The sequence below is a fragment of the Deltaproteobacteria bacterium genome (genome assembly GCA_016874775.1).
Lineage (GTDB): Bacteria > Desulfobacterota > Binatia > Bin18 > Bin18 > VGTJ01.
In genome coordinates, this window is record VGTJ01000101.1 from 1 (window position 1) to 22,422 (window position 22,422).

The following is a 22,422-nucleotide window of genomic DNA, read 5'->3' on the forward strand; positions in this document are numbered from 1 at the left end:
CAAACTCCTCCACAAACGCGCCCAGCTGCTTCTCGACCGCTCGTAACTCTGCCAGTTTCACGCTGCTCATCCATCCTTGTCTCTTCGCTCTTTCTACTATATCTTATTACTTAACGGAGTAGTACTAGTCAGTCCATTTAATTTTGAGGGATAGGGTTTCGTCATGCCCGCGCAGGCGGGCATCCAGGGAAATTCAGCAGTGGCCCGTGGTTAAGCCTCCTGGATTCCCGCTTTCGCGGGAATAACGTCCCTTGAGTTATCCATCAAAACTTTCTGGACTATCTACTAGGCTTTAGGGAAGAAACGTAGAAGTAGGGTGGGCAAAAGCGCAGCGTTGCCCACCGATCCCCTTTTTTTCCCTATAGCCTACAGCCTGTGACCTGAAGCCTTGTTCGACTTCTCCCGCTTGACTCGTTGTTCGTACATCCACACCGGAATCAAAACCAGCGAAGCGACCGTTGCACCAATACCAATCGCTGAGAATCCCCAGAAGAATGACTGCGTCTGGTCGTAGGCATAGCCCAACACGAGCGGACCAGTCACTCCGCCTAATCCACCGAACAAGCCAATACACAAGCCTGCCGCAACGCCCAAGACTTCTGCAGGAAAAAGATCGAACATCAGCACAATAAGAGAATTGAATGCTGCGGCATTGACAAATAACACGACGCTCATCAAAGCGATGGTCATCGTCATGTCTTGCGTGAGCATCAGGGCAATCATGAGCGGGCCGGTGAGAAGATTCATGACCAAACCAACTGCACTGCGATTTCCCGTTCGGTCGCCGATATACCCCCCTGAGAACGAGCCAATAAACGCGGCAAGATATGGAATCGCCAACACGAGACCGCTCGTCATGATCGTATAGCCACGTTCCTTGACCAGGTAGCCAGGAAGCCAGCTCAGGCTGGTAAAACCAACACAAAGAGTGAAGAAGTTGGCGACGCAAATGGCCCAGAACACCCAACTACTGGCCAAGGTGCGCACTCCTTCAGCAAACGACAATGTACGAGTCGTGCCTTTCTGCGGATCAAAGGTAACACGATCTTTCGTGAGGGCTTCAGCGAGGAGGTCTTTCTCTGCTTGTGAGATCCATGGATGTTGCTCTGGACGGTCGTAAATGAGCAACCAGAAAATAATCACGCCCAGAACAGTCAGCGCACCCGTGCCATAGAACATGGCACGCCAGCCCCACTGGCCAATCAGCCAGCCCACTAACGGCAATCCGACAATGAGGCCCACGTAGCCAAACCCGACGGTCACACCGTAGACCCAGCCTCGTTCGTTAGGAAGTAACCAGTTGTTTTCCAGTTTGTTGATGGGGTTGGCGACCCAGCCCTCTGACACACCGAATAGTCCACGCACGATGGCAAACTGTGTGACCGTACGACATAGACCAGTGAGTGCGGTCAGCACGCACCAGCCAGCGAACATCAATGTTGACCACTTACGAATACTAAGCCGATCAGAAGCAACACCGCCACATAACTGCCCGAGGATATAGCCCCAATAATAGGAGCTGAGAATCAAACCGGTCTCGATTCCGCTCAATCCCAGATCGTCCATAATGTACGGCGCAGCGAGCGAGATGTTGACGCGATCGAGAAAGAGAAAGAACGCCGTCATCCATAACGCACCCATGACGACGAAACGGAACTTTGGGGAGCGGGACGCCGGAGAAAAGTCCGGTGTCCGGCGTCCGGCGTCCGACGTCAGAAGAGTCTTAGAATCCTGATGGTGTTCTTCGCTTTCTGCTTTCATATCTTGGCCTTCAATTCTTCATTTTCAATTTTTCATTTAATAGCGTACGCATTGGGTGGTGACCCCACGCCCCCAGGCAGATTCAACGGCGATGAAACCAGCATGAACTCATACACTCCGTCTTTTGCGCATTCCTGCGCGAGTTCATCGAGATCCCACACCTCACCGATCGGCATCCCTTGCAATGCAATCAGTCTGCGATGTTGAAAGCCAATTGCTGGATCAACCGGCAATACTTCCAGTGCGACGTTGTCTGAGGCCATCGCCGCAATTTGATGATCCCAAACCCATGCAGCAGTGGCCTGGCTTGGATCGAGTCCAGGGCATGCCATGCCATCATCACCTGGATGCAAGGTGCCACGGAGGCTTTCTCGTCCAGCTTCATCGAGCGTCTTGTACCAGGTCAGCCAGCCGGTGCGGAGCAGAATGAGGTCCCCAGATTCGAGTTTCACTTTCTGCGCAGCAGCGACTTTCTCCAAAAACGGACCATCCATCGCGAACTTCTTGCTCGCAACGAGCGGTGTTCCTTGCCGTTGCATATAGCCTGACGCATCAAGCAACACGCCACGGCCAATGATGCCGCGCCGCGCCCAGTTTTCGATGCCAAGTTGTCCTTTATTGTCGAGGTCCTCGTCTTGCCGACCGCCGTAGTAGCCAAACTCGCGATAGCGAATATGACGCAGACTGTCCCACTGACTGGAACCTTGCATGGCGAGGTTATCGACATAATCATCACGCGCACCACGACCAATCTCGATGTGATGTTTATACCCAGCAGCGCGGAACCCGCCATAGAGCGGGAAAGGGAAATTGAGTGGTAGATCAAGATTAATGACTTTTCCCGTGCGCACGAGCGATGAGGCTCGTTTCACATGTTCGGGGGTAATGAGATTGATGGTGCCGAGTTGGTCATCGCGTCCAAACACATCCCAGGCGTGACGTTCAGTGGTCTGACCGACCACTGGCAATTGTGCGAACGTTGGCACTGTGGCCATTGCATTTCCCTCCTTTGTTCTCCGTGAAAGTGTGCGAGGACACGCTTCTATACTACGGTTTTCATTGGAACGACAAGACGCGAGCGCGTGGCCGGTGTAGGCCAGGATAAGGCTGCAAGCCGTGCCTGGCTGTGCTCGCCGGAAACGTTGCGCTTATTTCGGCCTACGTTCTACGATTTTCGTTTAAACGACAAGGAGCAACAGTATGGGGGGATTCAGCTACATGCCGTTAAGAAGTGCACACGTAATTACTATGTTATGCGGGAGGCAGAGGGTGATGTTCTTCTTGGTCGATCACTTCGCTTGCATAAGCCAACGCAGCACGTATGTCCGCTTCGCTGACTTCGTACTCGCGCGAGACCTCCTTGATGCTCATGCCTCCAGCCAAGCCGCCAATAATTCGTACGACCGGTACGCGAGTACCGCGAATGACCGGCTTCCCCATGCTGAATGGCAGGGTCGATGACGATGCGGTCGTTCATACAGTTTCCTTTCCTTGGCTTGTAAGAATGACATGCAGCGCCTGCCGCCGCAACTCAACCATCACTTCCTTTTCAGTATCAAGCGACAATCGATGATACACATACCTAGGCAGGACGATTTCTAAGTCGTATGGCGTATCGCTGTCTGCTAACCGCCAGTGCAGGATGTAGGTCTCGCGTTCAAGGCGTTCATTGACGACTCGTCCATGCAGCACGTTTTCTCGTTCTCGTTGCGAGAGGCGATCTGGGCGGACAAGTAAGATCTGGGTTGGACGGACACAGATATAGACCGATGTTCCTGGGCTTAGTGGATGTGATGCCACTGTAAGAAGCTGATTTTGCCAGCGGACCCACAGCACATCCTTCTCGGAGCGTTCAACTACTGCCGGAAGAATGTTGCCTGTACCAACAAACTCCGCGACGCGTCGCGTGGCTGGATGAAAGAAGACTTGCTCTCGCGTCCCTTGTTGGATCACCTTCCCTGCATCATAAATAATCACTCGCTGTCCTAGGGCGAAGGCATCTGCTAGATCATGGGTGACGACAAGTATCGTAATCTTCGTCCGTGCTTGCAGTTGTATGAGTTCTTCTCGTAACGACTCGCGTAATGTCACGTCGAGTGCTGCAAGCGGCTCATCAAGTAGCAGCAGTCGTGGGTCAACAGCCAGCGCTCGGGCCAGGGCAACGCGTTGCTGTTGCCCGCCAGATAACTCACGTGGGCGACGATGCTCTAACCCTTGCAAGCCAAAGAGCGCGAGTAACTCTTGCACCTTTGCTTCACGTTCAGGTCGTGGGCGATGTAACAACCCAAAGCCGATGTTTCCGGCAGCGGTTAAATGTGGAAAGAGCGCGTAGTGTTGTGGTACGTACCCAATCCGGCGCTGCTGTGGTAACAGGTTGAGACGTTGGGTGCTGTCGTAGACTAACTGCTCGTCAATCGATATCCGACCACTGTCGGGGGTGAAGGTTCCCGCAATGGCCTGCAGTGTGAGGCTTTTCCCTGCGCCTGACGGGCCAAAGAGCACAACCAGTTCGTGATTGGTGGTGAATGCGACGTCGAGATCGAAACCAGCGAGTCGCTTGTGGATTTCAACCTCAAGCATACACACCAAACGGACTGCGGTGGAGAATGTAGCGCACGCTAAAGAGTACGCTGAATGAAACAATCGCCAGAATGCTTGATAGCACCAGCGCGACAGTAAGGTCCGACTCCATTGCTGTGTAGATCGCTAGCGGCATAGTTTGCGTACGGCCAATGAGATTGCCAGCGAACATGATGGTCGCGCCAAATTCGCCTAACGCGCGTGCCCAGGTCATGACCGCGCCACTCAGCAACGCTGGAAAAGCGAGGGGGATCGTCACCCGCACGAACGTGCTCAGATGTGAGTGGCCAAGCGTATACGCTACGCGTTCCAGTTCTTGATCAACACTCTGAAATCCGGCGCGAGCTGCGCGAATATAGAAGGGAATACTGACAAAACTCTGCGCGAGAATAACCGCGAGAGTGGTAAAGGCAATGTGGATGCCGAAGAGATCAAGATACGAGCCAAGAATACCGCGACGGCCAAAGGTCATGAGCAGAGCGACTCCAGCAACGGTCGGCGGCAAGACCATCGGTAAGTCGATTAACGTATCAACGAGTGCAGCACCAGGGAAACGATATCGAGCAAGAAGATACGCAAGCGGGGTGCCCAATGCCAAGGCGAGTCCGAGGCTACACAACGAGGTCAGCAGACTGAGCCATAACGCTTCTGCCACTACCGGTTGGTGCAGTGCCGCCCATGCGCCATCAGCTGGTAAGACCCTGAGAAAGATGGCAACCAGCGGCAGCGAAAGAAAAAGACCGACGCCAAGGACCGGTACGAGGAGCAAGAGACGTGTACTGTTCATGCGGTGACGAACAGTATTCCATTTCGATGAGACAATCACTACCGGTCTTTCTTCCGTTAACTTACCGTTGCCGTCTTCCTCCTTGCAATTCGGAAGTAAGAATTCCATATTACAAGGATGATTCGCCGCTTTATAACCGATCGGATGCTGGCTGGGATACGGTCTTTTCCTGTTGTGGCTTTGCTTGGGCCACGCCAGGCAGGGAAGACCACGCTCGCGTTAGCACTAGCAAAAGACCTGACGCAGGAAGCGCTGTATTTGGATCTCGAACGTGACTCTGATCGCAGCAAGCTGGATGAAGCTGAGCTCTATCTTCGCCAACACCATGAGAAACTGGTGATTCTTGATGAAGTGCAACGCCGTCCTGAGTTATTCTCTCTCTTACGCAGCTTGGTTGATGAGTGCATTCGTGCCGGCAAGCGTGCTGGGCATTTCCTCGTGCTGGGCTCAGCTTCTCGGGATCTGCTGCAACAATCATCTGAAAGCTTAGCCGGTCGCATTGCCTATCTTTCTCTTGCGCCGTTTTCTGCCGCAGAGGTTTTTCTGGATGATAGGAGTGCCGATCTTGAGCAATTGTGGCTGCGTGGAGGATTTCCGGGAAGTTATTTGGCAGAGAGCGAACAAACCAGTTGGGATTGGCGGAGCAATTTCATCACGACATATCTCGAACGGGATATTCCTCAGCTTGGTCCTCGACTGCCAGCCGAGCAAATGCGACGGTTGTGGACGATGCTTGCGCATGGGCAGGGGGGACAACTCAATGCGGCCCGCTTGGCTGGGAGTTTAGGCGTGTCTGGTCATACGATTCGACATTACTTGGATGTGTTGACCGATTTGTACATGGTGCGTCAACTTCCTCCGTGGTCTGGGAATAGCACGAAGCGATTGGTGAAAACGCCAAAGGTCTACGTTCGCGACTCTGGCTTATTGCATCGGCTTACCAACATCCCAGATATGGAGACATTGCTCGGTCACCCTTTGTGTGGCGAGTCCTGGGAAGGGTTCATCCTGGAGTCGCTGTTAGTTCACCTGCCTGATTCATGGATGGCATCCTATTATCGTACCAGCGCTCAGGCAGAGATTGATCTGGTGCTCGAAGGGCCACGCCGTCAGGTGCTGGCAATTGAGATCAAACGAACGCTGATGCCACAGGTGAGTAAAGGCTTTCGCCTCGGATGCGAAGAGGTCAAAGCCTCAGAACGGTATTATGTCACTCCGATTCGTGAGCGGTATCCTCTTGGGAATGATATCGAAGCCATCACTATAAGTGAATTGCTTTCGAGAGTTGTGCTCAACTCTTGATTGTAGGCGTTTGCAAAGACGTTACTCCGGCGTGCCGCCCATTCCTTCCGGTCGTCTGCCACGCATCCACGGTGGCCCTCCTGGACCTGGGCGCGCTGGTCGTAATGTCCGCAATTTTTCTTGCTGAGCGGGTGTGAGTTGGTTCTTGATACGGACCAAGAGCGTAAAGTGAGCTTTCTTCACCTGTTGCTCAATACTGGTGACTTGCTCCCATTGCGCCAGCGCTGCCGTCTCGTCGACTGTCGCTTGCTCCAGGATCTTTGTTAACGCTTGTGTCGCTGCTTCGAGTTTCCACTGTAGATCAATGAGTTTGGTGTGCGCTTCGGTCATGGCTTGTGTAATCGCTGCTTGCTGTGTCGCAGTTAAGCCAATCTCCGTTTGGTTGCGCATGACCAATTCCGGAGGAAAGAGTTGATCGAGAAACGGTGGGCGTCCCATTGGCATTGGTGGAGCCGCCCAGCTTGGGAGTAGCCATCCACCCACACTGCCCAGCACGATCAGAAGCGTCACACGAAAAAGTCGGGTCATACCAGTTTCCTTCCCTGCAAATACGACTGCGATTGAGTATCTTGAGGAGCATCGAGCTGTGGACATGCAAGGTCTGAGTCTTCACACCCGATCGATGGCATAGCTGAAAACAAATCAAATCCTGGCGATTCAAGAAGAACATCTGTTGGGGTTTCGTAGATTCCCAATGTTGCCGGGTCGAGGGTCGGCATTTGTTGTGGTGCTCGTAACGCTCGCGTCGACCATACGCCCACTATCACGAGTAGTGCGGCAACAAGCGAAGACCATACTCGCCTATGGTGAGTGAAATTAGAGGGTGCAGAGCGGACTGCTCCTAGCCGTCTTTGCCGCTGCCCTGGACGCAGGAGGCTGAAGACTGGACGTTGCTTCGGTGCAATTTCTGTGGCCTGTAGCGGAGGAACTTGCGCCAAGACTTTTTGCCTTAGCTCAGGAGAAGGCTGGACACTCGGAGCAAGATTCAGCAAGTGATCCAGATGCGCGGCGTGCTCCTGAAAGGTCCGAGCTTCGGCTGAACGTGCCAATAACGCTTCGGCTACTGCCCGTTCTTCTTCAGGCCAGTGTGTTGGCTCTGCTCCGTAGGCATCAAGCAGTTCTTGGAATCTCTGGAGCGTCATTGGCTGAGGGCTTTCATCGTCGGTGTCGGATCGGTTGCGTTCCATTAGTCATCTCCTCGCAGGGAAGGGGCCAGGTGGGCTAAGCGCTCGCGTAGCGTACGTCGCCCACGCACTAACAGTGACTCCAGTGCTTCAGCACTAATCTCCATCATTTCAGCTGCCTCTTTATTGCGTAGTCCTTGGTAATAACACAACGAGATGGCGATGCGTTGTGCGTCAGGTAAGTTTTGTAAGGCACGGGTGACGTGGAGGCCGAGTTCTTGTTCATGCAACAACCTCTCGGTTGATGGGCGTGGGTCGGGCGGCTCGGCAATGTCATCGAAAGGAGTATCGCGGCGGTGCGCAAGACGATCGAGACATAAATTCAGCGCGATACGATGAAGCCAGGTCGTCAACCGCGCGGTTCCCTGTGGACGCCAGCGGCTTGCATGCTGCCAGACGCGTAAGAAGACGTCCTGGGCAACGTCTTCTGCACCAGGGCGGTCGTCAAGGACACGACCAGCAAACGCCACAATACGTCCAAGGTAGCGTTCCACCAAGTCACGACAGGCAGTTTGATCTCCCCGCCCAACTCGAACCATGAGTACGTCGTCCGACTCGTACTCATCTCCGACCGCATCCTCTCTACGACTCAGGTCCTTTGCGGGTTTCACGCTGAACGATATGCCCTTTCTTATTTCTTGCCGCGAAGCTGAGAGAGGCTGGACGAGAACAGTTTGACTTGGCCTCTCTCAGCTGCCATTGCTCGGTGTCCCTTAGAATGGTCGCTGGCGACCCTGGCCACCACGCCTGCCGTGACCATCTCGCTGAGACTGCTGCGCGGCTAACTCTTCAGCACTGACTGCCCCATCGCCGTTGCTATCGATGCAGGTAAACATGCGCTCTGCTCGCGCCTCTTCCACGAGATCTTTCAGGACGTCATACTCCTCTAGAGTCAACAACCCGTTCTTGTCGGCATCAGCTTCGGTGAACAGGGCGTTCCTGGTCGCTTCTCGCTCTTCTTGCGTTGGACGTTGGCATTCTGCTGTAGCGAATGAGAATGTGCCACTGATCGTGAGTAACGCTACCGCCAGCAAAGTTGTTGAATACTTCATGTGAACAGCTCCTTCTCAGAAGAATCGGTCAGGCCTGATCCGTTGCTTTGTTACACGGATGAGGACGAAAAATCCGTCGGTCAGGCTGCTCTTTTTTTCTTCTAAAAGGAGATTACGCAAAGATAGGCCGGGATAAGCTTGTCCTGAGCCCAGTCGAAGGAGTCGCAGACCGTTCCCGGCTTCTCTGTTGTTGATAAATTCCTCAGAGATCGGTGCAAGAATCAAAACCGTGCTTCGACAGGCTCAGCACGAACGGGTTTCTCTCATCCCTTTTTCAGTTCCATTTCCGTTTACCCTGAGCTTGTCGAAGGGTTTTTCAATAGCTTCTACACCCTGGCTCGCGCCAACACGCGCCGCGTAGCTTCGGCAGCGAGACGAGCTGCTTCCTTAGGTGGCAATTTATCGAGTTCCGAAGAAAAAACTTCGACACCGACTGGTGCAGTGGTGCCGATAGAATCCCACGCTTGAATGTTTCCAACCAGATCCATATCGCCCTCTCCGGGCAAAAGCCGAGCACTGAGTGTTTCTGTAAGGATGTCAGCGACGACAGGCTGACGTGGCGCGTCGTTAAATTGAATCGCGGCAATTGACCCTTTAGGGAGTTGCCGGATTTGTGCGCTGGTACCACCGGAGCGAAAATGATGCCAGGTGTCGAACATCAGGCCGCCGTTAGGACGACTGGCGATTGTAACGATCTCTAAGCCTTGGGTAATGTTGGCGATCGGAGACCACGGCAAGAACTCTAATGACACTAACAGTCCGTGCTTTGCTGCGCGGTCGCACACGCCACCGAACGCTTCGCCAACAACTTTCGGGTCGATAGCTGGCGGAAACAGTTGCACGAGATTGAGATGACGGCCACCGAGCGTATCGGCAATACGAAAGAATAAATCCTCACCGTAGCTGAAAAATGCTTTGACCCCTTCGTAGAATTCCGCCGACATGGTTCCGCGTTCGGGCGGAGCTGTACATCCAGGAATCCAATTGCACAACGGGTCGAGTTCGGTGATGGCGATGTCATTGTCTTTGAGAATGTTGCGCAGGTCGGTATCGCTCAACCCTTGACCACGCGCGTTCAGGTAAATATGCGGCCAGAGGGAAATGGCGCGATAGCCGTTGGCGCTTGCGGCTTCAACCAGTTGACGAAAATCCGCGTGACGTATCGTTCCACAACACAGACTGAGATCATTTGGCCCGAGCATAATTCTCTCCTTGATGTATGAGAGTGACAGAGCGATCTCGTTCGGCGACGAGCGCACGAATACACGGGATCAGTTCTTTGCCAAACTCTTTAGCGTCAGCAAACGGATCAAACCCACGAATTAATACGCCACGTACTCCGAGATCGTAGTAACGTACAATAGCCTCAGCGACTTGCTCTGGAGTGCCGACCAGGGCAGTCGTATTCCCATTCGCACCAGAGATTTTCACCAAGCCAGTCCACAACCGTTCATCATAGACTTCTCCCTCATCTGCGAGGCGAGTGAGGCGGCGACTAAACTCTGCTTCCATAGCAACCGGCAGTTTCTGCGGATTCTTCTCTATCTGTGCCAGGATATTGCGCGCTTTGTCCCAGGCTTCACCTTCTGTGCGAGCAATAATCGGACGAAACGACACGTTAAATCGTGGTTGGCGATCATACGGTTCCGCTTCAGCGCGAATACGCTCGATCATTGCACCGATCTCTGCTCGGGGTTCGCCAAACAACGCGTAGACATCACTATGCTTGGCGCCAACAGTGACTGCAGCATCTGATGCGCCACCAAAGTAGATAGGAATATGCGGCTTTTGTGGAGAGCGAACCTCGGAGAACGCTTTCTTGACACGATAGAACCGACCCTCGAAGTCGAACGGCTTCTCTGCGGTCCACATACGACGGACAATTTCCAAATACTCGTCTGTACGTGCATAACGGTCATCGTGACCAAGCCAATCGCCGTCACGTTGTTGCTCGTTGTCTGCACCGCCAGTGATGATATGCAGCCATAAGCGACCATCGGTGAGGGAATCGAACGTTGCAGCCGTGCGCGCTGCTAACGTCGGCATGACAAATCCTGGCCGATGGGCAACGAGAAATTTTAAGTGATTTGTATGTGCTGCGGCATACTGCGCAATCTGAAATCCTTCGGCAGAAGAAGAGGTATAGCCGACCAACACCGCATCGAAGCCCGAATCTTCATGTACTTGCGAAAAGCGACGAACGTAATCACGATCGATGCCACCACCAATGACGTGTACTGTCGCGCCACCAGTCGTCGGCGGTGCGACGCCAATCATGCCGAGAATGTTGATGGGCATAAGTTTTCCTCCGCAGTGTTGTGTCATCGCTGTGTTACCAGGAATGGTGTGGAAAAGTAAGCTATCAGCTATCAGTGCTCAGCTTTCAGCTCTTTAAGAAATTTGTCGCTCCTTTTCTTTTGGCTGACAGCTGATAGCTGACTGCTGAGCGCTTAGACAAGAAAGCTTGACAGCTCCCGACAACCCCATAGAATCCTGCCAACTCTCATTGAACAAAAGGAATCTCCCTATGAACGAAATTCGCTTCGATGGTCGTGTTGTGGTTGTCACTGGCGCAGGCAATGGTCTCGGGCGTAGCCACGCTAAGTTCTTTGCCTCACGCGGTGCAAAGGTTGTGGTCAATGATCTTGGGGGGACGGTCGCTGGAACCGGTGGTTCGCATGCCGCCGCCGATGCCGTCGTCGCAGAGATCAAAGCTGCCGAGGGACAGGCAGTAGCCAACTATGATTCTGTTGCCACCGAAGAAGGTGGACGCAATATTATTAAAACTGCGCTTGATGCCTTTGGTACCGTCGACATCCTTATCAACAATGCCGGAAACGTGCGCGATAAAACCCTCGACAAAATGGACCTGGCCGACTTTCGTGCTTTGGTTGATGTACATTTGATGGGTGCAGTCTACTGTTCCCACGCCGCATGGCCGACGATGCACGCCAAGAAATTTGGTCGCATTGTCATGACCAGTTCCGCCGCTGGCTTGTATGGCAATCATGGTCACACAAATTATGGTGCGGCCAAGCTGGCGGTTGTCGGCTTTATGAATGCACTCAAAGAAGAAGGACGAAAGCACAACATTACCATACATGCGATTGCGCCGATGGCGCAGACACGCATGACAGAGAACGTTACCAACCCAAAGACTGCGGCGTTGCTGAAGCCCGAGTTTGTCACTGCAGCAGTTGCGTGGCTGTGCGCGCCGGAGAATGAAGAGACCGGTCACATTATCGAAGCGGGCGCTGGCTATTACGCTAAGGTAGAAATTCGCGAAGCGCGCGGTGCGTTGTTTGACACTGCCACTATCCCTACCCCTGAACAGATTCGTGACCGCTACACTGAGATCTGCGACATGAGTCAGGCTGCCCCATACCTGAATGCGTCAGATGTGATGCGCAAGGTGTTTCGTATGGTGGCGCCGCGGGAGTGAGCAGGTTGGAAAAATCCTCCCTGTTCCTTGATTCTGTGGAGTTTATCCTGAGCGAAACGCAGTGAAGTCGAAGGGCACCATCGAGACTACTCCTATTGCGACAATTTTCTATTTTTCACTGGCATGAACCCGTGTCCTCCTAGAATGACTTGGCCTTCGGGGGAAAGGACGAAGGTGACGAAGACTTCTGCCATGTTGCGGCTCTTGGCAACTGCCGTCACGGCGATCGGATAGCTAGCAATCTGATTGTAGGCATCATCGAGGGTGATGGTGTGCACATCTTTGTTCACCCGTATGGTGACATCAGAAGCATAGACGATACCGGCATCAGCCTCACCAAGCTGAATTTTCGTCACGACTTGTTTGACATTCTCTTCTTCGGAAACAACATTATTTAACGTTCGTTCCTCAAAATCGGCTCCACAGGCCGTACTGGCTTTGGCAATTGCTTGGCGACTGTAGTTTCCTATCGGAACATTCGCATGCGCAAGATCGAGTTTGATGCCAGGTTTCCCGAGGCCACAGAAGGTTTTAATCTTCGCAGGGTTTGCGAGTGGAACAATGACCACGAGTCGGTTTTGTGCAAAGACAGGGGTGTCCCCTTGAACAATTCCGTTTTTTTTCGCCTGCTCGATTTGGATCGCGTCAGCAGCAGCGAACACGTCAGCATGAGCCCCTTGCTCCAATTGCGTGCGTAGTGCTGATGACCCGCCAAAATTGTACACCACTTTCAAGCCCGGATAGGCAAGTTCGAGCTGTTTCGCGATTTCACGAAAAGGTTCTGTCAGCGAAGCGGCAGCAAACACGACCAGCTCTTTTGCGGAGCTTGACGGTTCAGCTGCCTGGACGAGGCCGGTGCCGAGAGAGATCTGACCACCATGAACACAAACAACACTGAGTACCATGATGCCAAGGAAGAGTTGTTTCCACCGTTTGCTATCGATACTGATTCTCATTCCTGTTAGCCTCTAAAGAAATGTGATGAAACTTTTTTCACAACAATGGCATTAAACCCTATAGTGAGGAGGTACAAAAGGACACATGCGACGAAGACATTTTCTCCAACACGTGACCGCACTTGCGCTAGGGTGGTTAGGTGTTTCATCCTGTACGCGGAGTGATACTGCTAATGCGACCTCTGAGCAGGTCGGGACGCCCATAACGAAACTTGATAAACCCCTTCCCGAATGGAAGAAGCTCCTCCCTTCCAAGGCCTACGCCGTACTTTTTGAAGAGGAGACCGAGCGGGCAGGGGCGAGCCCATTGAACGATGAGAAGCGAGAGGGGACATTTATCTGCGCCGCCTGCTATCTGCCGTTGTTCGAGTCGAAAGCAAAATATGAAAGTGGGACTGGCTGGCCGAGTTTTTTCCAACCCATTCCTGGACGGTTAGGTATGAAAACTGACTACAAGCTGGTCTACCCACGGACAGAATATCACTGCCTCCGTTGTGGCGGGCACCAAGGCCATGTGTTTGATGACGGACCGCCGCCAACGGGAAAACGTTACTGCAATAATGGTGTCGCACTCAACTTTGTTCCCACTGGTGAGCCCCTTCCAGCACTGAGGACATGACTATGAAAACATGGCTAAAGATTGTGTTACCCATAGCTCTGTTGGGATTTCTTGTTGTCGCTTACGCACAGAAGGAAGAGAAGAACACAACAAGTAGTGATAAGTCTCAGGCAATCGCTACTTTCGCTGGCGGGTGCTTCTGGTGTATGGAGCCGCCATATGATGAATTAGACGGTGTCATCTCGACGACTTCTGGGTATATCGGCGGGAAAGAGAAGAATCCGACGTATCAGGATGTTGCTGAAGGGCTGACTGGCCATGCCGAAGCCGTACAAGTGGCGTACGATCCTGCCAAGGTCAGCTACGGGAAACTGCTTGAAGTCTTCTGGCGTAATATTGATCCGTTCACAGCGAACGCTCAGTTTTGTGACCATGGAAAGCAATATCGTACGGCGGTCTTTTATCATGGCGACGAACAGAAACGCCTTGCTGAAGCCTCAAAGGTAACATTAGAAAAATCTGGCCGCTTTAGTCAACCAATTGTGACTGAGATCGTCCCAGCTGGTGAATTCTATGTGGCTGAGGATTATCATCAGAATTACTACGTCAATAACCCGACTCGTTACAAATACTATCGCTATCGCTGCGGTCGAGATGCTAAGCTCGAAGAGATTTGGGGGAAACCGAAAGAAGCGAAGCATTGAGCATCGAGAGCCGTATGAAGCCGAACTGGTGGACTTCTCTCTTATTTGCTGTTTTCTTCACTGGGTGCGTCACGCAGACCGAGCGGATTCCTTACCACCGCTATTATGACCCACCTGAAAACGAAAGCGTTCTTGATGAACTGCGACGAGAATTTGGTTGGCAGAAGCCGTCACCGTGGGTCAGGGAAGAACCTTTCTTCACACGAGCCGCACGAGGAATGAAAGAGACAGTGTCCGGCTGGTTCCCCAAAGATGAGTCTCCTCATACGCTTCCCGGCCAACTGCAGACAATGAAAGAGTTCCAGAAGGCTCAACAGGAAGCTATACAACGATTGCAGCAGCGAAACACCGACGTCGATGCGCAGGCTGGCCAGTCTTCTGGATCGACCAATAACTCGCTCACTCCGGACCCTGGAGTGACTCGGCCTGAACAGTAAGCCCGCTCTTTTCCTGCCTATCTTTTTCGCCTGTTTTTGCTCTTTTTTCTTATACGCGCTCTGTGGTAGGGTAGGCCGCCTATACAAGGAGGGCGACGTATGGCCACGTCATCGAGTACTGAAGCAACGTATCGCGTTGTCGTCGAGAAAGACGTTCCGATGAAGACACGAGACGGCGTGACGCTCACACGTAGTGTTGCCGATGATACCGAGGTCGAGACGGGGGCTCTATGCTGAAAACGGGTCTGCTCCTGCTCGTCCTGTCCCTATGTGTCACGCCTGCCTTGGCGGAGCCGTTACCTGAGGCAGCAAAGGCAGGGAACCTGAAAGAGGTTCAGCGGTTGATTACTTCTACGGCGAATGTCAACGTGACCAACGCTCACGGAGAAACGGCACTCCATTTGGCTGTAAAGTACGGACACAAACGAATAGTGAACTTCCTTCTTGATCATAATGTCGATGTGAACGCGCAAACCGTCTCTGGGGATACTTCCCTTCACTATGTAGTAGAAGCCCAACGTGCTGAGCTTACGCAAGCTCTCCTTGCGTATGGAGCGAACGTTCATACCAGAAACAGCCAACGGTGGGGATCCTTGCCGATCGCACGTGAGAAGGGAGACCTTGAACGCCTTACGTTTCTCAGTGCTGCGGGTGGGAAGGAATCCATGGAGCGAAATCGCGGAGAGACTCCATTGCACCGAGCGGCGCAAAGTGGCAATGCTCAAGCGGTGCAACTTCTGCTCTCACATGGGGCCGAGGTGAATGCGAGAAATTTGTACAACGGACAGACGCCCCTCCATCTCGCGGCAGCAAACGGCACCCCGTCTGTCGTTGCACTGCTGCTTGAGCAAGGAGCGGAGGTTGGCGTTCGTATGATTCTACCGCTTACGCCTACAGATGACGTGAAGTATTTATTAACCCCACTGCACCTCGCCGTGCTGGCCGGACGAGGCGAGGCCACAAAAATGCTGCTTACTGCCTCGGCCAATGTAGACGAACGGATTCAAGTAGAAGAGAACGCGGTAACACTCTCGACCAATCTCTATGCCGGTGATTCCTCTCGTTTGACTGAAGTAGGGTCTCTGGCGGATTGTGTGCCACTACATCTTGCGGCGCTCACCGGGCGGGAAAAGTTGGTGGAGGTCCTCCTCGCTCAGGGAGCACGCGTAAGCGCGGTCGATTCCTCGGGGCGTACCCCGCTCCACTTCTCTTCATTGTGGAGTGGAGAGGTGGCCGTTGCTGAACAATTGTTGCGGGGTGGGGCGACCGTTGATGCGCGGGATAACAGTGGCGCTACCCCACTACAAACCGCCCTCCTCAAAAGACGAAGGTCACTTGCTGAGTTATTGATCGCCTATGGCGCGGATCCGAAGGCACCCAAAAAGAAAGAGTCTACAGTGAAGAATAGCGAGCAAAGGCAACTCCCAGCAGGGCGGACACTGCTACCGACCGAGCGAGAGTGGTAGGGCGAGAGCCCCTGTGATGGTTGAGAACCTACGAAACGCGAGATGAAGGACGAATTCATACGGACGGAACCGCAAGGATCAACGCAATGTTCCGGACATAAAGGAGGAGTATGAACGCATTGGTTGTTGGTGGGACTGGGCCGACAGGACCGTATATCGTTAATGGATTACTCAAGCGCGGATATAAGGTCACGATTTTTCATCGTGGAACCCATGAGATTCCCGAAATCCCACCAGAAGTGGAACATATTCATGGTGATCCGCATTTTCGTGAGACGATTGATGATGCGCTGAAAGGTCGCACCTTTGATCTTGCGGTCGTAACGTACGGGCGTATCCGTTTTGTTGCTGAGGCGTTAGTCGGGAAAGTGGGGCGGTTTATTGGTATTGGTGGTGTTGCTGCCTATCGTGGCTACATGCATCCGCGGGCGGTCTTTCCTGCCGGCCTGCCAGCGCCAACCCCGGAAAGTTTCCCGGTGGTGGCTACCGAGCAAGAGCTGCGTTTTTCTTATCTGATTGCCATTACCGAACAAGCTGTGCTGGACGCACACCCCACGGCGGCCTACTTCCGCTATCCCTATATCTACGGCGCCTATCAACTTGTGCCACGCGAATGGTGCATCATTCGCCGCGTTCTCGATAAACGCCCGTTCATCATCGTTCCCGATGGTGGATTGACGCTCGCGACGCATGGTTATGCCGAAAACATGGGGCACGCGGTTCTGCTGTCAGTTGATCGTCCAAAAGAATCGGCCGGGCAAATCTACAATTGTGGTGATGAAAAGACACTGACTTTACGACAGATTATTGAAGTCGTCGCCAAGGAAATGAACCACGAATGGGAAATCCTTGATGTCCCTAATGCAGTTGCGATTCCCTCGCGGCCGTATGCGTTCCAGGAAACCTCACATCATCGCCAGATGGATTTGTTCAAGATTAAGACGGAAATTGGTTATCGTGACATCGTGTCACCAGAGGAAGGATTGAAAAGAACCGTCCAGTGGTTGTTGAAGCACAGACCCACACCTGGTGATGAAGTTGAAGTGCGGCTGCAGGACCCGTTTGATTACGCGGGCGAAGACCGCTTAGCCGCAGCCTACAAAGAAAGTCTGCAACGCATGGCTGCGGTGCCGTTCAATATTGATACCAGCCGTCCGCACCCGTATGCTCATCCTAAGGAGCCCGGACAACAACGCGATCATCGCGATCGTTGAGAACTATGAAGCCAATCCTCATTCTAAAAACAGGCGAACTACCGCGACGAGTCATTGCCAACCTCGGACCATACGAAAATGCGTTCCTACGCGTCATCGGTCAGGAGCGCTGTGTAGTTGTCGATGTGCGCAAAGAAGAGGTTCCCGACGCAAATTGGGCAGGCGTAATCATCACTGGTTCGCCGGCCTCGACGTATGACGACGAAACCTGGATCACCAAGAGTGAAGAATTTCTCAAACGTACAGCCGATCGTGCGATCCCATTGTATGGCGTATGCTTTGGCCATCAACTCTTAGCGCAGACTTTTGGTGGCAAAGTCGAGAAGTGTCCACGCGGATGGGAATTAGGAACCGTCACATTACAGCAAACAGAGGAGGCAACTCGCAATCCTCTGTTTGCCTCTGTGCCAGAGCAATTCATTGCCCAGATGAGTCATGGAGATGTGGTGACTGAACTACCGCCCGGAGCTGTGACGTTAGCGCAGAATGATCACTGGGAGTGTCAGGCGTTTGTCATCGGTGACCGTATATGGGGAACTCAGTTTCACTCAGAGTTCACCCCACAAATCGTTGAAGATCTCATCCATTCGCTGACGCCGGTGTTGCCCCCTGAGGTATTTCACCGGCGACCCGAAGGGCAGCCGGTGCGCGAGTGGCTCCTGTCTACTATACAAGAAGCGCCGATGGCGCGTCGGTGTTTGGAGAATTTTGTACGGATTATTGAGGAACAAGGTTAAGGTCGTAAATACGACAACCGCACCTGACCAGACACAATCGCGTGTGTTGCTCGCGCCATTGCCTCCGCGTCATCGACGGTCATCCATGTGCTACTGTGGACAAATCCATACAATGGCTCGCCAGCACGAAGCATAGTGACGTATGTCTCGCGTGTCGTGCTAAATGGCTTGACCTCAGGCATGAAATCAAAAACGCGTGGTTCCAGAATCTGACAGCCAGTGAACATGTATTGAGACAACGGCTCTGTCACTGGGGGGTCTGCCGGTTCACCACGGATACGATAGAGCCGACCGTGAGCATCGCACTTCAACAGTCCGTAATTCGCAGCTTCAGGGTCAGAGCGGAGAACTAACGTTCCGACTGCTTTAGTCTGGCGGTGTGAAGCAACAAGCGCATTAAGGTCAATATCGATAATCGTGTCGCAGTTCACGACGATAAACGTGTCACCGTCAAGATAACGCTGCGCATTCTTGATGCCGCCACCCGATTCAAGAATCGGATCTTCTGGTGAGTAGATAATTCGCAATCCATAGGCATTGCCATCGCCAAACGCTTCGCGAATTTTGCCGCCAAGGTGATGCAAGTTGATGACGACATCCTCGATGCCGTAGGCTTTGAGCAGTAACAGGTTGTACTCAATCAACGGGCGGCCAGCGACTGGCACCAAAGCCTTCGGGACAGTGTTGGTTAACGGTCGTAACCGAGTGCCAAACCCAGCAGCCAGAATCATTGCACGCATCGGTTTACTCGGGAAAATGCGAGGCAATGATTTCTTGCAGACGTCGATACTGCGGCAGTCGCGCCACGACTCGACGAGCGGTTGCTAGCGTTGGTGGAATATAACGGCTATAGCCCGTCTTTTTCTTTTCCAGTTCGAGATAATAAAAACGCCCGACCACTTTACTGGCTTTCTGCAATAAACACAGGTTGTATTCTTCCCACATCTGCTCTTGGGCGATAGATGCGCCACCACTGGCATGCCAGGCGGTGTGATAGTAGTTAACTAGTGCCTGCTCAAGCGCAGGAGAGATCACCGTTGGTGTGTCGCGGTCATTGAGTAATGTTTCGAGATCATACGTCGCAGGTGCGAGTAACGCATCCTGAAAATCGATAACGCGAATGCCATCATCCTGCACAAACAAATTCCAACTATGATAATCACGATGATTGAGAAAACGCGGCGCACGATCGAGACGAGTAGAAATTTCGTCAAACATCGTGCGCAACTCTTTGCCTTCGGCGGTGGACAACGGTTTGCCTTCGCGTTTTTCTAATCCCCATTCAATGAAATGCTCGAACTCCCACATGAACAAGCGGTGATCAAATGCTTGCTGAAAAGCGATGCACGACTCGTCGCCACGACGTGTGCCTTCGACTTGCAGGCGTACCAACTGATCGATAGCTTGCTTGTACAGCTCTTCAATATTCGTAGTGGCCAAACCCTGCGCGGCCTCGCGTAGTGGAACATCACCGATATCCTCAAGCAGAAGAAATCCTTCTTTGCTACCATCGTAATAGGTCTCCGGAACCGTGACTCCCAGTGACTGCAGGAAACGATAGACATTGAGATACGGTAGTTCCTTCAGGGGTTCTTTGAAGACCGCGAGTTCGTCAGAAGAGAGCGGCAACGCACTGCCTGACAGCATCATCACGACTGTAGTTGCCGGTCCACCTCCGCTCAGATACAGCCGCACATAGCTGCGACTTGACGCATCACCGGTGAGCGGCTCGACTCGCGTGATAACTGTTCCCTTGCCCCACTTTGTTTCTAGTGCTTTGTCGATCGCTTGGCGAAGTTTTGCATCCATGGTGCTACGGAGTAGCAAGCCGCTGGTAGGCTGTCAAAGGCTCTAGAGGTAGATTGACTCATCAGGGCATCGTGACGATCGTGGCATTAGGGAAAAGTTCGAGGTAACGGTTGGAGCAAGAAGAGTGCTTTCATGATATGCCTGAGAACTTCGTCGTTGGCTGAGCGTTGACGGGCATTTTCTGCGGCCTGCTTCAGGTAATAAATGGCTCGAGGATACGCCCGCCCTTGTTCAAAGTGTAGGGCAAGTTCGCTGGCAATCTCGCTTTCACACTCTTGATAGGCGAGTTCCTTGCGCTCACCGATCCGCAGGTGCCACAGTTGTTGCTGCTCGATGGTAACTTGCTCGTGCCATACATGCTGATACAAGATGTGCAAAAAGCCGTAGCGGGCCGCAACGGTGCCATCCGGCCACTCCGCAATACCTGCAGGCCGCAAGAACTGTTGCCGCGCGGCCAAGCGTGCACAGTGTACCCCAACAGTGACAACGTCGGTCTCTAAAGCCGCCGCAACCGAGGCAACCGAAAACTCTATACCCGCCACACTTGCCGCAGCCAACACTTGCTGAACTTCGGGAGATAAGCACTCACATTGTCGCACGACCACATGGCGGATGCTGTCTGGAAGGGCAGCCACAAGGTAGGTGACGTCGTCCTGCAAGATCCATTGCCCGTCGCGTTGCACGACGGTGTTCTGTGCGATCAGTTCATCAATGATATTGCGCAGAAATAATGGCGTACCATCAGTACGGTGATAGAGGATCTCGGGCAGACGCGTAGGAAAGGCGTTGTGAGGAAACCGCTGCTGTAGATACGCGGCCACATGCGCTTCAGTTAACCCCAGCACAGGGACTTCAACACTGCGGTGGTGTGCTTGTAGCTCGTGTACTAAGTTGTTGAGTGGGGTGGTGGTGCCTAAAACTTCGTTGGGCCGATAGGTCCCGAGCACGAGCAAACGTGCTGGCTCTCGTCGTTGGGCGATGGTGGCTAGGAGTTCGATGGTGGAAGCATCTGCCCAGTGCAGATCTTCCAAGATAAGGACGAGCGTCCGTTCGGCAGTGAGCACTTCGAGCGCTTCGACCAATTCGCGGATCATCCGCTCTGATGTCGTCCCGAGGACACGCGGTTGTAGAGCCAGAGCTTCTTCGCTGCTGACAAGCGCGGGTAAATGTAACAACCAGGTTGGGGCATAGCGCGTGAACACGGCCTTGAGCGTGTGGCCGACTGCAGTTCGTCCTAACCGCCCCAACGCTTCCAACACCGGGAGATAGGCTTCACTTTGCCCATAGCGTTCGATGCACTGCCCGTGAGCAAAGCTCACGGAAGGGGCTAGAGGCTTGGGACTAGGGGCTTGGAAGGACGGGGCTAGTCTCCAGTCGCCAGCCTCGAGTCTCCACCGAAAGGCATCGATCAGCGCGGTCTTGCCAATGCCGGGCTCGCCGGTGATAAAGACCAGTTGCCGCTGACCATTCCCGGCTTTGTCTAACAGAGTGTGAAGATGGGTGAGTTCCGCTTCGCGCCCAACCAGGGGTATTGCGGGAGGCGGACTGGGGATTGCGGATTGAGAATTTCTGACTTCAGACGCCGGACGCTGGACGCCGGACAGATCAGTACTACTGACGACCTCCCCAATGAACCGGTATCCACGCCGATACACGGTCTCGATAACCCGTGGTGTCTTGGCCGTATCCCCCAGCACCCGACGGATCTCGCGTACACAGGTGGTCAGCGCCCAATCACTGACGACGACTTCCGGCCAGACCTCGGCAAAGAGTTCCGTCTTCGTGACAATGCGCTGCGGGTGAGTCGCCAGATACCCGAGCACGGCAAATGCTTTTGCCGTTAGCTTTTGCTCTTGTCCCTCGTGCCACAGCTGCGCGTGGCTCAGATCCAGATGAAACGGTCCAAAGGCCAAGATGTCAGATGCTGGCATAGTGATCTCACGCGCAGACGAGAACCTGCTCCGGCCAATCTCAAAGAAATCTCACAGTTCTCTCAAGCTTCGGGCTGTCCTTCAGGGTAGCTTCTGTCACGCTTCATCTGGAAGTGCAAGAACGACTACTGACACGCCGGTAAGGGAAGAAAGGCTGGAAGACCAGTGGCTGAAGGGAAAGACAGCAATGACAGGTCAGTAACCAATAGTTAGTAGGGGGCAGAGGTTGCTCCTCTGCCCCAAAGGGGAGGCCTTTTAGGGGTAGTCTGTTACGCTGAGAAAAGATGAGACGTCATGCCCGCGAAGGCGGGAATCCAGGGAGAATAGGCAATCGTTCAGGGGTGAAGCTCCTGGATGCCCGCTCCCCTAATGACCAATGGTATTAAGTTAAGCCACGACCTTGCGGATGTGGGTTCCTTCTCCCACCGGGAGAAGGTCAGGATGAGGGGATCGAAAAGCCAGCAGCCTTATATTTCATCCCCTCACCCTAGCCCTCTCCCT

At 53.3% G+C, this 22,422-nt stretch carries 23 protein-coding genes; 8 read left to right on the forward strand and 15 right to left on the reverse strand.

Annotated elements, in window-relative coordinates; all coding sequences use genetic code 11:
- Positions 1-366: 366 nt before the first annotated feature.
- The 5 genes from FJ147_16980 to modB all read right to left on the reverse strand — a co-directional run bounded on the left by FJ147_16980 (position 367) and on the right by modB (position 5,128).
- Entirely contained in the window at positions 367-1,761 is a 1,395-nt protein-coding gene (locus FJ147_16980) for an MFS transporter (protein MBM4257573.1), read from the reverse strand.
- A gap of 32 nt (positions 1,762-1,793) precedes the next feature.
- Positions 1,794-2,756 carry a cyclase family protein gene (locus FJ147_16985; protein MBM4257574.1) on the reverse strand — a complete coding sequence of 321 codons (963 nt, stop codon included), beginning with the start codon at positions 2,754-2,756 and terminating at the stop codon, positions 1,794-1,796.
- 256 nt (positions 2,757-3,012) lie between these two features.
- On the reverse strand, positions 3,013-3,201 hold the full coding sequence (locus FJ147_16990; GenBank protein MBM4257575.1) for a DUF433 domain-containing protein: 189 nt from the start codon (positions 3,199-3,201) through the stop codon (positions 3,013-3,015).
- Between the two features lie 33 nt (positions 3,202-3,234).
- Complete coding sequence (locus FJ147_16995; GenBank protein MBM4257576.1) at positions 3,235-4,341, reverse strand: ABC transporter ATP-binding protein; 1,107 nt, start codon at positions 4,339-4,341, stop codon at positions 3,235-3,237.
- Entirely contained in the window at positions 4,334-5,128 is a 795-nt protein-coding gene (modB, locus tag FJ147_17000; protein MBM4257577.1) for a molybdate ABC transporter permease subunit, read from the reverse strand. The genes FJ147_16995 and modB overlap by 8 nt, the downstream gene beginning before the upstream one ends.
- 117 nt (positions 5,129-5,245) lie before the next feature.
- Between modB and FJ147_17005 the strand changes: the two genes are divergently transcribed.
- Positions 5,246-6,430, forward strand: a complete 1,185-nt coding sequence (locus tag FJ147_17005; protein MBM4257578.1) for an ATP-binding protein — start codon at positions 5,246-5,248, stop codon at positions 6,428-6,430.
- A 21-nt stretch (positions 6,431-6,451) separates the two neighbouring features.
- On the opposite strand, the gene FJ147_17010 is transcribed toward FJ147_17005, so the two are convergent.
- The 6 genes from FJ147_17010 to FJ147_17035 all read right to left on the reverse strand — a co-directional run bounded on the left by FJ147_17010 (position 6,452) and on the right by FJ147_17035 (position 10,964).
- Positions 6,452-7,024: a periplasmic heavy metal sensor gene (locus FJ147_17010; GenBank protein ID MBM4257579.1), complete on the reverse strand. Its 573-nt coding sequence runs from the start codon at positions 7,022-7,024 to the stop codon at positions 6,452-6,454.
- Complete coding sequence (locus FJ147_17015) at positions 6,955-7,617, reverse strand: hypothetical protein (protein MBM4257580.1); 663 nt, start codon at positions 7,615-7,617, stop codon at positions 6,955-6,957. The genes FJ147_17010 and FJ147_17015 overlap by 70 nt, the downstream gene beginning before the upstream one ends.
- Positions 7,617-8,207, reverse strand: a complete 591-nt coding sequence (locus FJ147_17020) for an RNA polymerase sigma factor (protein MBM4257581.1) — start codon at positions 8,205-8,207, stop codon at positions 7,617-7,619. Before FJ147_17020 ends, FJ147_17015 begins: the two co-directional genes overlap by 1 nt.
- 120 nt (positions 8,208-8,327) lie before the next feature.
- On the reverse strand, positions 8,328-8,666 hold the full coding sequence (locus tag FJ147_17025; protein ID MBM4257582.1) for a hypothetical protein: 339 nt from the start codon (positions 8,664-8,666) through the stop codon (positions 8,328-8,330).
- A gap of 326 nt (positions 8,667-8,992) precedes the next feature.
- The gene (locus FJ147_17030; protein MBM4257583.1) at positions 8,993-9,868 is read right to left on the reverse strand and encodes a sugar phosphate isomerase/epimerase; all 876 of its coding nucleotides are present in this window, start codon (positions 9,866-9,868) and stop codon (positions 8,993-8,995) included.
- Positions 9,852-10,964 carry an LLM class flavin-dependent oxidoreductase gene (locus tag FJ147_17035; protein ID MBM4257584.1) on the reverse strand — a complete coding sequence of 371 codons (1,113 nt, stop codon included), beginning with the start codon at positions 10,962-10,964 and terminating at the stop codon, positions 9,852-9,854. Before FJ147_17035 ends, FJ147_17030 begins: the two co-directional genes overlap by 17 nt.
- 229 nt (positions 10,965-11,193) lie before the next feature.
- Between FJ147_17035 and FJ147_17040 the strand changes: the two genes are divergently transcribed.
- Positions 11,194-12,108 carry an SDR family NAD(P)-dependent oxidoreductase gene (locus FJ147_17040; protein MBM4257585.1) on the forward strand — a complete coding sequence of 305 codons (915 nt, stop codon included), beginning with the start codon at positions 11,194-11,196 and terminating at the stop codon, positions 12,106-12,108.
- 92 nt (positions 12,109-12,200) lie between these two features.
- Here FJ147_17040 and modA read toward each other — a convergent pair whose 3' ends face one another.
- Entirely contained in the window at positions 12,201-13,064 is an 864-nt protein-coding gene (modA, locus tag FJ147_17045) for a molybdate ABC transporter substrate-binding protein (protein ID MBM4257586.1), read from the reverse strand.
- An 85-nt stretch (positions 13,065-13,149) separates the two neighbouring features.
- Between modA and msrB the strand changes: the two genes are divergently transcribed.
- From msrB to FJ147_17075, 6 genes are all read left to right on the forward strand, one after another.
- Positions 13,150-13,683 (forward strand): peptide-methionine (R)-S-oxide reductase MsrB, encoded by a 534-nt coding sequence (gene msrB, locus FJ147_17050; protein ID MBM4257587.1) that lies wholly within the window; start codon positions 13,150-13,152, stop codon positions 13,681-13,683.
- Between the two features lie 2 nt (positions 13,684-13,685).
- The gene (gene msrA / locus FJ147_17055; GenBank protein ID MBM4257588.1) at positions 13,686-14,327 is read left to right on the forward strand and encodes a peptide-methionine (S)-S-oxide reductase MsrA; all 642 of its coding nucleotides are present in this window, start codon (positions 13,686-13,688) and stop codon (positions 14,325-14,327) included.
- Positions 14,328-14,341: 14 nt separating this feature from the next.
- Positions 14,342-14,764, forward strand: coding sequence for a hypothetical protein (locus FJ147_17060; protein ID MBM4257589.1), 423 nt, complete (start codon positions 14,342-14,344; stop codon positions 14,762-14,764).
- Between the two features lie 230 nt (positions 14,765-14,994).
- Positions 14,995-16,230: a hypothetical protein gene (locus FJ147_17065; GenBank protein MBM4257590.1), complete on the forward strand. Its 1,236-nt coding sequence runs from the start codon at positions 14,995-14,997 to the stop codon at positions 16,228-16,230.
- Positions 16,231-16,340: 110 nt separating this feature from the next.
- The gene (locus FJ147_17070; protein ID MBM4257591.1) at positions 16,341-17,444 is read left to right on the forward strand and encodes an epimerase; all 1,104 of its coding nucleotides are present in this window, start codon (positions 16,341-16,343) and stop codon (positions 17,442-17,444) included.
- A gap of 5 nt (positions 17,445-17,449) precedes the next feature.
- Complete coding sequence (locus FJ147_17075) at positions 17,450-18,181, forward strand: hypothetical protein (protein MBM4257592.1); 732 nt, start codon at positions 17,450-17,452, stop codon at positions 18,179-18,181.
- Here the strand turns inward: FJ147_17075 and FJ147_17080 are convergent.
- The 3 genes from FJ147_17080 to FJ147_17090 all read right to left on the reverse strand — a co-directional run bounded on the left by FJ147_17080 (position 18,178) and on the right by FJ147_17090 (position 21,921).
- The gene (locus FJ147_17080; protein ID MBM4257593.1) at positions 18,178-18,921 is read right to left on the reverse strand and encodes an NDP-sugar synthase; all 744 of its coding nucleotides are present in this window, start codon (positions 18,919-18,921) and stop codon (positions 18,178-18,180) included. The genes FJ147_17075 and FJ147_17080 overlap by 4 nt on opposite strands.
- A gap of 4 nt (positions 18,922-18,925) precedes the next feature.
- Positions 18,926-19,990, reverse strand: a complete 1,065-nt coding sequence (locus FJ147_17085; protein MBM4257594.1) for a hypothetical protein — start codon at positions 19,988-19,990, stop codon at positions 18,926-18,928.
- An 86-nt stretch (positions 19,991-20,076) separates the two neighbouring features.
- Positions 20,077-21,921 carry a hypothetical protein gene (locus tag FJ147_17090; GenBank protein MBM4257595.1) on the reverse strand — a complete coding sequence of 615 codons (1,845 nt, stop codon included), beginning with the start codon at positions 21,919-21,921 and terminating at the stop codon, positions 20,077-20,079.
- Between the last annotated feature and the right edge of the window lie 501 nt (positions 21,922-22,422).

What these genes read in the sequence shown, in the direction of transcription:
- FJ147_16980 (MBM4257573.1), bottom strand. Translation starts at nt 1,761, where the DNA reads ATGAAAGCAGAAAGCGAAGAACACCATCAGGATTCTAAGACTCTTCTG.
- FJ147_16985 (MBM4257574.1), bottom strand. Translation starts at nt 2,756, where the DNA reads ATGGCCACAGTGCCAACGTTCGCACAATTGCCAGTGGTCGGTCAGACC.
- FJ147_16990 (MBM4257575.1), bottom strand. Translation starts at nt 3,201, where the DNA reads ATGGGGAAGCCGGTCATTCGCGGTACTCGCGTACCGGTCGTACGAATT.
- FJ147_16995 (MBM4257576.1), bottom strand. Translation starts at nt 4,341, where the DNA reads ATGCTTGAGGTTGAAATCCACAAGCGACTCGCTGGTTTCGATCTCGAC.
- modB (MBM4257577.1), bottom strand. Translation starts at nt 5,128, where the DNA reads ATGAACAGTACACGTCTCTTGCTCCTCGTACCGGTCCTTGGCGTCGGT.
- FJ147_17005 (MBM4257578.1), top strand. Translation starts at nt 5,246, where the DNA reads ATGATTCGCCGCTTTATAACCGATCGGATGCTGGCTGGGATACGGTCT.
- FJ147_17010 (MBM4257579.1), bottom strand. Translation starts at nt 7,024, where the DNA reads ATGTCCACAGCTCGATGCTCCTCAAGATACTCAATCGCAGTCGTATTT.
- FJ147_17015 (MBM4257580.1), bottom strand. Translation starts at nt 7,617, where the DNA reads ATGGAACGCAACCGATCCGACACCGACGATGAAAGCCCTCAGCCAATG.
- FJ147_17025 (MBM4257582.1), bottom strand. Translation starts at nt 8,666, where the DNA reads ATGAAGTATTCAACAACTTTGCTGGCGGTAGCGTTACTCACGATCAGT.
- FJ147_17030 (MBM4257583.1), bottom strand. Translation starts at nt 9,868, where the DNA reads ATGCTCGGGCCAAATGATCTCAGTCTGTGTTGTGGAACGATACGTCAC.
- FJ147_17035 (MBM4257584.1), bottom strand. Translation starts at nt 10,964, where the DNA reads ATGCCCATCAACATTCTCGGCATGATTGGCGTCGCACCGCCGACGACT.
- FJ147_17040 (MBM4257585.1), top strand. Translation starts at nt 11,194, where the DNA reads ATGAACGAAATTCGCTTCGATGGTCGTGTTGTGGTTGTCACTGGCGCA.
- modA (MBM4257586.1), bottom strand. Translation starts at nt 13,064, where the DNA reads ATGAGAATCAGTATCGATAGCAAACGGTGGAAACAACTCTTCCTTGGC.
- msrB (MBM4257587.1), top strand. Translation starts at nt 13,150, where the DNA reads ATGCGACGAAGACATTTTCTCCAACACGTGACCGCACTTGCGCTAGGG.
- msrA (MBM4257588.1), top strand. Translation starts at nt 13,686, where the DNA reads ATGAAAACATGGCTAAAGATTGTGTTACCCATAGCTCTGTTGGGATTT.
- FJ147_17060 (MBM4257589.1), top strand. Translation starts at nt 14,342, where the DNA reads ATGAAGCCGAACTGGTGGACTTCTCTCTTATTTGCTGTTTTCTTCACT.
- FJ147_17065 (MBM4257590.1), top strand. Translation starts at nt 14,995, where the DNA reads ATGCTGAAAACGGGTCTGCTCCTGCTCGTCCTGTCCCTATGTGTCACG.
- FJ147_17070 (MBM4257591.1), top strand. Translation starts at nt 16,341, where the DNA reads ATGAACGCATTGGTTGTTGGTGGGACTGGGCCGACAGGACCGTATATC.
- FJ147_17075 (MBM4257592.1), top strand. Translation starts at nt 17,450, where the DNA reads ATGAAGCCAATCCTCATTCTAAAAACAGGCGAACTACCGCGACGAGTC.
- FJ147_17080 (MBM4257593.1), bottom strand. Translation starts at nt 18,921, where the DNA reads ATGCGTGCAATGATTCTGGCTGCTGGGTTTGGCACTCGGTTACGACCG.
- FJ147_17085 (MBM4257594.1), bottom strand. Translation starts at nt 19,990, where the DNA reads ATGGATGCAAAACTTCGCCAAGCGATCGACAAAGCACTAGAAACAAAG.
- FJ147_17090 (MBM4257595.1), bottom strand. Translation starts at nt 21,921, where the DNA reads ATGCCAGCATCTGACATCTTGGCCTTTGGACCGTTTCATCTGGATCTG.